The 7,959-nt window shown below is 74.2% G+C and carries 6 protein-coding genes; all 6 read left to right on the forward strand.

Annotation, left to right across the window (positions count from 1 at the left end):
- Nucleotides 1-3 precede the first annotated feature (3 nt).
- The 6 genes from pcrA (at nucleotide 4) to sucD (ending at nucleotide 7,908) form a co-directional block, all read left to right on the forward strand.
- Nucleotides 4-2,412, forward strand: coding sequence for a DNA helicase PcrA (gene pcrA / locus HLB09_RS10150; protein WP_171203269.1), 2,409 nt, complete (start codon nucleotides 4-6; stop codon nucleotides 2,410-2,412).
- Between the two features lie 384 nt (nucleotides 2,413-2,796).
- Nucleotides 2,797-3,585 carry an endonuclease domain-containing protein gene (locus HLB09_RS10155; RefSeq protein WP_171203265.1) on the forward strand — a complete coding sequence of 263 codons (789 nt, stop codon included), beginning with the start codon at nucleotides 2,797-2,799 and terminating at the stop codon, nucleotides 3,583-3,585.
- Nucleotides 3,586-4,017: 432 nt separating this feature from the next.
- Nucleotides 4,018-5,409 carry an OFA family MFS transporter gene (locus HLB09_RS10160; protein ID WP_171203266.1) on the forward strand — a complete coding sequence of 464 codons (1,392 nt, stop codon included), beginning with the start codon at nucleotides 4,018-4,020 and terminating at the stop codon, nucleotides 5,407-5,409.
- Nucleotides 5,410-5,431: 22 nt separating this feature from the next.
- On the forward strand, nucleotides 5,432-5,599 hold the full coding sequence (locus tag HLB09_RS10165; RefSeq protein WP_171203264.1) for an MFS transporter small subunit: 168 nt from the start codon (nucleotides 5,432-5,434) through the stop codon (nucleotides 5,597-5,599).
- A gap of 220 nt (nucleotides 5,600-5,819) precedes the next feature.
- A complete protein-coding gene (gene sucC, locus HLB09_RS10170; RefSeq protein WP_171203267.1) occupies nucleotides 5,820-6,986 on the forward strand; it encodes an ADP-forming succinate--CoA ligase subunit beta in 1,167 nt (388 codons plus the stop codon).
- Between the two features lie 13 nt (nucleotides 6,987-6,999).
- Nucleotides 7,000-7,908: a succinate--CoA ligase subunit alpha gene (sucD, locus tag HLB09_RS10175; protein ID WP_171203268.1), complete on the forward strand. Its 909-nt coding sequence runs from the start codon at nucleotides 7,000-7,002 to the stop codon at nucleotides 7,906-7,908.
- Nucleotides 7,909-7,959: the final 51 nt, after the last annotated feature.

Consider the following 7,959-nt stretch of genomic DNA (forward strand, 5'->3'; position numbering starts at 1 on the left):
GGCGTGCGCGAGCGGCTGCTCGCGGGCCGCTCCGGCGCCCCCGCGAGCCCGTCGGACGGCGACGGGCTGCCGGGCACGGGTCGGGGCAGCGGCCCGGGGTCGGCCCGTGCGCTGGCGCTGCTCGAGGGGCTCAACCCGCCGCAGCGGGAGGCGGTGCTCCACTCCGGCGGCCCGCTGCTGCTCGTCGCGGGAGCCGGGTCGGGCAAGACGCGCGTGCTCACGCACCGCATCGCCCACCTGCTCGCCGCGCGGGGGGTGCGGCCCGGCGAGGTGCTCGCCATCACCTTCACCAACAAGGCCGCCGCGGAGATGCGCGAGCGGGTCGAGGCGCTGGTCGGGCCCGCCGCGCGGGCCATGTGGGTCTCGACCTTCCACTCCGCGTGCGTGCGCATCCTGCGGCGCGAGGCGCAGGCGGTCGGCCTGCGCAGCAGCTTCTCCATCTACGACGCCGCCGACAGCCAGCGCCTCATGGCGCTCGTGTGCCGCGAGCTCGACCTGGACCCCAAGCGGCACCCGCCGCGGTCCTTCACCGCGCAGGTGTCCAACCTCAAGAACGAGCTCGTCGACGACGAGACGTACGCCTCCCGCGTCGCGGCCGAGGGCACGCCCGCCGAGAAGGTGCTCGCCGAGGCGTACCGGCTCTACACGGCCCGGCTGCGCCAGGCGAACGCCCTCGACTTCGACGACATCATCATGCTCACCGTCAACGTGCTGCAGGCGTTCCCCGACGTCGCGCAGGCCTACCGGCGGCGCTTCCGCCACGTCCTCGTCGACGAGTACCAGGACACCAACCACGCCCAGTACGTCCTCGTGCGCGAGCTCGTCGGCGGGGCGGTGCACGGGGCCGACGCCGAGCGGGCGGGTGACGGCTCCGACGCGGCCCTGCCGCCGTCGGAGCTCACGGTCGTCGGCGACGCCGACCAGTCGATCTACGCCTTCCGCGGCGCCTCGATCCGCAACATCGAGGAGTTCGAGAGCGACTACCCCGACGCGACGACGATCCTGCTCGAGCAGAACTACCGCTCGACGCAGACGATCCTCACCGCCGCGAACACCGTCATCGCGCGCAACCCCGACCGCCGGCCGAAGCACCTCTGGACGGCGTCCGGGCAGGGCGAGCCGGTCGTCGGGTACGTCGCGGACACCGAGCACGACGAGGCCGCCTTCATCGCCGAGGAGGTCGACCGGCTCCACGACGAGGCGGGCCTGCGCTACGGCGACGTCGCCGTCTTCTACCGGACCAACGCCCAGTCCCGGGCGCTGGAGGAGGTGCTCGTCCGCACGGGCGTGCCCTACAAGGTCGTCGGCGGCACGCGCTTCTACGAGCGGCGGGAGGTGAAGGACGCGCTCGCCTACCTGCGGGTGCTGGCGAACCCCACCGACACGGTCAACCTGCGCCGCATCATCAACGTGCCCAAGCGGGGCATCGGCGAGCGCGCCGAGGCGACGATCGCCGCGCTCGCCGAGCGCGAGCGCATCCCCTTCGCCGCGGCGCTCGGCCGCGCCGAGGACGCCCCCGGCATCGCCACGCGGAGTCTCACCGCCGTCACGCGGTTCCGGGAGCTGCTCGAGGAGCTGCGGACCGTCGTCGAGGGCGGCGCCGGGCCGGCCGCCGTCCTCGAGGCGGTGCTCGACCGCACGGGCTACGTCGACGAGCTGCGGCGCAGCGGCGACCCGCAGGACGAGTCGCGCGTCGAGAACCTCGCCGAGCTCGTCGCCGTCGCGGGCGAGTACGAGACGGCGAACCCCGAGGGCTCGCTCGGCGACTTCCTCGAGCAGGTCTCCCTCGTGGCCGACGCCGACGAGATCCCCGACGAGCCGGGGGAGGGGGCCCACCCCGACGACGTCGCCGCGGCGCGCGAGGCCGCCGAGCAGGGCGTCGTCACGCTCATGACGCTGCACACGGCCAAGGGGCTCGAGTTCCCCGTCGTCTTCCTCACGGGCATGGAGGAGGGCGTCTTCCCCCACCAGCGCTCGCTGGCGGACCCGACCGAGCTCGCCGAGGAGCGCCGCCTCGCCTACGTCGGGCTGACGCGCGCCCGGGAGCGGCTCTACCTCTCGCGCGCCGCGGTCCGGACGGCCTGGGGCCAGCCGCAGTACAACCCCGCGAGCCGGTTCCTCGACGACGTGCCCCCCGACCTCCTGCAGTGGCGCCGCGGGGCCTCGAGCGCCGTCGCGCCGTCCTCGACGCCCGCGGTCGCGCGCCTCGCGCAGCGGCCCGGCGTGCGCTCACCCGGGAACCGGGAGGTCGTCCACCTCGAGGGCGGCGACCGCGTCACGCACGACGCCTTCGGGCTCGGGACGGTCGTGCGGGTCGACGGCTCGGGCGACAAGGCCGTGGCGCACGTCGACTTCGGCGACCAGGGCGTCAAGCGCCTCCTGCTGCGGTACGCGCCGGTCGAGAAGCTCTGACGCCGGCGGTCCGCCGCCCCCTCCCGCCCCGCTGACGCGGGGCGATGTGTGGCCATGTGGCCCTCGGGACCTGTTCGGGGGGCGGTGTGTGGCCATGTGGCCCTCGTGCCTCGACCAGTGAGGGTGATGTGCGGCCATGTCGCCCCTCACGGCGAGGGGCACGCCCGCCCACCGGCGCCGTGGTCGTGAGCTGATGTCCGCCCGACGTCCACAGCCGCCTGGCGACGGGTCCTCGTCCACCGACGACCGCGGGGAGGCCGCGGGCGCCGGCGAGGGCGCGAGCCTCGGCGCGTGCTGCAGCGACGACGTCTCCCACGCGTCTTCAGGGGCTCCACAGCCGTCCGGGAGGGGTGGGCGACGCCGAAGCAGCTGCGCGGACCTCTCGTGCAGCGACTGCTGCCCGGCGTCCACGCCCTCGCCGAGGTGCCGCGCACGCACCAGCTGAGGTGCGAGGCGGCCGCTCTGGTCCTGCCTCCCGCGGCCAGGATCACCGGTGCGTCCCTGGCCACGGTCCGTGGGCTGCCTCTCCTGCTCGCCGACGACGACGTCGAGGTCGTGCTCCCCGAGTCGGCGTACCGCTGCCGGGTGAGGGGGGTGCGGCAGCGCCGAGTGGTCGTCCCTCTCGTCTCCCCGGAGGGATCTGTCGGGTCGACGCCGTGCGCCCCACCGCTGCGGATGGCGCTCGACCTCTCCCTCGGTCTGCCTCGGGACGAGGCGGTGGTGCGGCTCGACGCGGTGGCGCACGCCGGACTGGTCCACCTCGACGACGTGCGTCGAGGTCTCTCCGTCCACCGAGAGCGGGGAGTGGTGGCCGCTCGTGCGGCCGCCGACCTGGCGGACGCCCGCGCCGCGTCACCGCCCGAGACCCGTCTGAGGCTCCTCCTGCAGGACGCTGGTCTGGACGTCACCCCGCAGGTGGTCGTGCGGACGGCGGACGGGGCGTTCGTCGCCCGTGTCGACCTCGCCGTCGACGGCACACGGGTGGCCGTCGAGCACGACGGCGCCTGGCACGGGCACCCGGAGCAGCTCGCCCGGGACAGGGCACGGTCCGACGCGCTCCAGGGCGTCGGCTGGAGCGTCGTGCACGTGACCGCGGACATGCTCCGCGAACCCGCGCTGGTCGTCGCCGCGGTCCGCAGCGCCGTCCAGCGTGGTCGACGCTCGTCCCGCTGATCGGTCCGCGACCGCTCCGCCGACGTCGTGCGGCTCGCCGGGTCCTGGCAGCACGTCCGTCGCGAGGAGCGGCCCCCTGCGCCGGGCGAGGTGGCCACACGTCGCCGTGCGGGTGCGGGCCGGGGGGCGATATGGCCACACGTCGCCGTGCGGGTGCGGGCCGGGGGGCGATAGGGCCACACGTCGCCGTGCGGGTGCGGGCCGGGGGCGACATGGCCACACGTCGCCCTGGCGGGGGCGGGCCGGGGGGCGATGTGGCCACACGTCGCCCTCGGGGTGGCGCACCCGGACGGGTGGCGCCGGTGACGGACCGGTCACGGTCGGGGTGTCGCGGTCCGCGGGAACCGCCGAGGCTGCTTGACCGTTGTAGCGTCCCGGTCCGGTGCCGCCTCCCCCGAGCTGGCGCCTCGACCGACGAAGGAGTCCGCGTCCATGGCCAGCTTCCTCGACAGGTCCCGCACCGTCGCGGGACCGGGGTACTCGCGGTGGCTCATCCCGCCCGCCGCGCTCGCCGTCCACCTCTCGATCGGGCAGGTGTACGCGACCAGCGTCTACAAGTCCTCGCTCGTCGAGACCTTCGGCGCGAGCCTGACGTCCATCGGCGTCATCTTCTCGATCGCCATCGTCATGCTCGGCCTGTCGGCCGCCGTCCTCGGCAAGTGGGTCGACCACGGGGGCCCGCGCAAGGCCATGTTCACCGCCGCCTGCTTCTGGGCCGCCGGCTTCTTCGTCGCGGCGATCGGCATCTCGACGACCCAGCTGTGGCTCGTCTACCTGGGCTACGGCGTCCTCGGCGGCATCGGCCTCGGCATCGGCTACATCTCGCCGGTCTCGACGCTCATCAAGTGGTTCCCCGACCGCCCGGGCCTCGCCACCGGCATGGCGATCATGGGCTTCGGCGGCGGCGCGCTCATCGCCAGCCCGCTGTCCAACCAGCTCCTGCGCGCGTACGACAGCTCCTACGACGGCACCGCGGGCTCCGTCGCCAGCGGCTCCGCGGTGGCGCAGCTGTTCGTCACGCTCGGGGTCATCTACCTCGTCGCGATGATGTACGGCGCCTTCACGATCCGCGTGGCGCCGCCGGACTACGCGCCCCCGGGCTGGGACCCCTCGACGCGCAAGCAGTCCTCGATGGTCACGACCGCGTCCGTCTCGGCGAACAACGCCGTCCGCACCCCGCAGTTCTGGCTGCTGTGGGTCCTGCTCTTCTGCAACGTCACCGCGGGCATCGGCATCCTCGAGCAGGCCGCCCCGATGATCCAGGACTTCTTCCGCGACGGCGGCACCACCGCCATCTCCGCGGTCGCCGCCGGCGGCTTCGTCGGGCTGCTCTCGCTCGGCAACATGGCGGGCCGCTTCGTCTGGTCCTCGACCTCCGACGTCATCGGCCGCAAGCGGATCTACATGGTCTACCTCGGCGTCGGCGCCGTCCTCTACGTGCTGCTGGCCCTCGTGGGCCAGACGGCGACGGCGCTCTTCGTGCTGCTGGCCCTCGTCATCCTGTCCTTCTACGGCGGCGGCTTCGCCACGATGCCGGCCTACCTGCGCGACCTCTTCGGCACCTTCGAGGTCGGCGCCATCCACGGCCGCGTGCTCACCGCCTGGTCGGCGGCCGGTGTGGCCGGGCCCCTCATCGTCAACGGCTTCCTCGACGCCCGGGGCACGCCGGGCGAGCTCGTCGCGGCCGACTACCGGCCCGCGCTGCTGACGATGGTCGTGCTGCTCGTCATCGGCTTCGTGGCCAACCTCCTCATCAAGCCCGTGGCCGAGCGCTTCCACGAGCCGTCCGACGCCGCGGCGCCCGCGCCCGCCGCCGCCCGCTGACCCGACCGCCCAGGAGAACGCCATGTCCAGCACCGCCGCAGACCCGGAGCGCGAGAGCCCCGGCCGCAACGACCCGTCCGCCGGCGTCCAGAAGGCCCTGCTCGGGATCGGGTGGACGCTCGTCGGCGTCCCGCTCGTCTACGGGCTCGTCCAGACCCTGCGCCGCGTGGTCACGCTCTTCACCGGCTGAGCGCCGCCCCTCCCGCGACGGCGGGTCGCCCCTGCGGGGCGGCCCGCCGTCGTCGTGCCCGCCGTCGTCCGGCCGGGCGCGGGGACGAGCCGGGCGAGCCGGACGGGGTCTCGGGGGCCGGAGGGGGCCGCCGCCGCGTCGGGCGGGCCGGCGCAGCGCCGATAGGGTCGCCCGCGGTGCCGCCGACCGGCGGCGGCAGACCCCGAGGTGAGGATCGCTGGTGGACCTCTTCGAGTACCAGGCCCGGGACGTCTTCGAGCGGCACGGCGTCCCCGTGCTGCGCGGGGTCGTCGCGACGACGCCGCAGGAGGCGCGCGACGCGGCGGAGCAGCTGGGCGGCGGCGTGGTCGTCGTCAAGGCCCAGGTCAAGACGGGCGGTCGCGGCAAGGCCGGCGGCGTCAAGGTCGCGAAGGGCCCCGAGGAGGCGCAGGCGCACGCCGAGGCGATCCTCGGCATGGACATCAAGGGCCACGTCGTGCACCGCGTGATGGTCGCCGAGGGCGCCGCCATCGCCGAGGAGTACTACTTCTCGATCCTCCTCGACCGCTCCGAGCGCCGGCTGCTGGCCATGGCGTCCGTCGAGGGCGGCGTCGAGATCGAGCAGCTGGCCGTCGAGCGCCCCGAGGCCCTCGCCCGGGTGCCCGTCGACGCCCGCACGGGCGTCGACCGCGCCAAGGCCGAGGAGATCGCGGATGCCGCCGGCTTCGGGGCCGACGTGCGCGAGCAGGTCGTCGAGGCCTTCCAGAAGCTGTGGGACGTCTACCGCGAGGAGGACGCCACCCTCGTCGAGGTGAACCCGCTCGTGCGCACCGAGGGCGGCGACGTCATCGCCCTCGACGGCAAGGTGACGCTCGACGAGAACGCCTCCTTCCGCCACGAGGACCACGCCGAGCTGGAGGACGCCGCGGCGGCCGACCCGCTCGAGGCGAAGGCCGCGGCCAAGGGCCTCAACTACGTCAAGCTCGACGGCGAGGTCGGCATCATCGGCAACGGCGCGGGCCTCGTCATGAGCACGCTCGACGTCGTCGCCTACGCCGGCGAGGCGCACGGCGTGAAGCCGGCGAACTTCCTCGACATCGGCGGCGGCGCCTCGGCGCAGGTGATGGCCGACGGCCTCGACGTCATCCTCGGCGACGAGCAGGTGCGCAGCGTCTTCGTCAACGTCTTCGGCGGCATCACCGCCTGCGACGCCGTGGCGAACGGCATCGTGTCGGCGCTGGAGATCCTCGGGGACTCCGCCACCAAGCCCCTCGTCGTGCGCCTCGACGGCAACAACGTCGTCGAGGGGCGGCGCATCCTCGACGAGGCGGCCCACCCGCTCGTGACCCTCGTCGACACCATGGACGGGGCCGCCGCGAAGGCGGCCGAGCTCGCGGCTGCGAAGTAAGGACGGCACTGACATGGCGATCTTCCTCGACGACAGCAGCAGGGTCCTCGTCCAGGGCATGACCGGCTCCGAGGGCACCAAGCACACGACGCGCATGCTCGCCTCGGGCACGCAGGTCGTCGGCGGCGTCAACCCCCGCAAGGCCGGCACGTCGCAGGACTTCACGTTCACGACGGCCGACGGCGAGGAGCGCACCGCCTCCGTGCCCGTCTTCGGCTCCGTGGCCGAGGCCATGGAGCAGACCGGGGCGAACACCTCGGTGCTCTTCGTGCCGCCCGCCTTCACGCGGGCCGCCGTGGTGGAGGCCGTGGACGCGGGCATCCCGCTGGCCATCGTCATCACCGAGGGCGTCCCGGTGAAGGACACGGCCGAGTTCTACGCCTACGCGGCCGAGAAGGGCACCACCCGCCTGGTCGGCCCGAACTGCCCGGGCGTCATCAGCCCCGGCAAGGCCAACGCCGGCATCATCCCGGCCGACATCACGGGCCCGGGACGCATCGGCCTGGTCTCGAAGTCCGGCACGCTGACGTACCAGATGATGTACGAGCTGCGGGACCTCGGCTTCTCCACCGCCGTGGGCATCGGCGGCGACCCGGTCATCGGGACGACGCACATCGACGCCCTCGCGGCGTTCGAGGCCGACCCCGAGACCGACGCCGTCGTCATGATCGGCGAGATCGGCGGGGACGCCGAGGAGCGCGCGGCCGCGTACATCCGCGACCACGTGACGAAGCCGGTCGTCGGCTACGTCGCCGGGTTCACCGCCCCCGAGGGCAAGACGATGGGCCACGCGGGCGCCATCGTGTCCGGCTCCGCCGGCACCGCCCAGGCGAAGAAGGAGGCCCTCGAGGCCGCCGGCGTCAAGGTGGGCAAGACCCCCTCGGAGACGGCGCGGCTGCTGCGCGAGGTGCTCCCCGCCTGAGCGCCCCGGCTCCTGCGAGCGCCCGTCACCCCCCGCGGGGTGGCGGGCGCT

This window comes from Pseudokineococcus marinus, from assembly GCF_013004605.1.
Taxonomy (GTDB): Bacteria; Actinomycetota; Actinomycetes; order Actinomycetales; family Quadrisphaeraceae; genus Pseudokineococcus; species Pseudokineococcus marinus.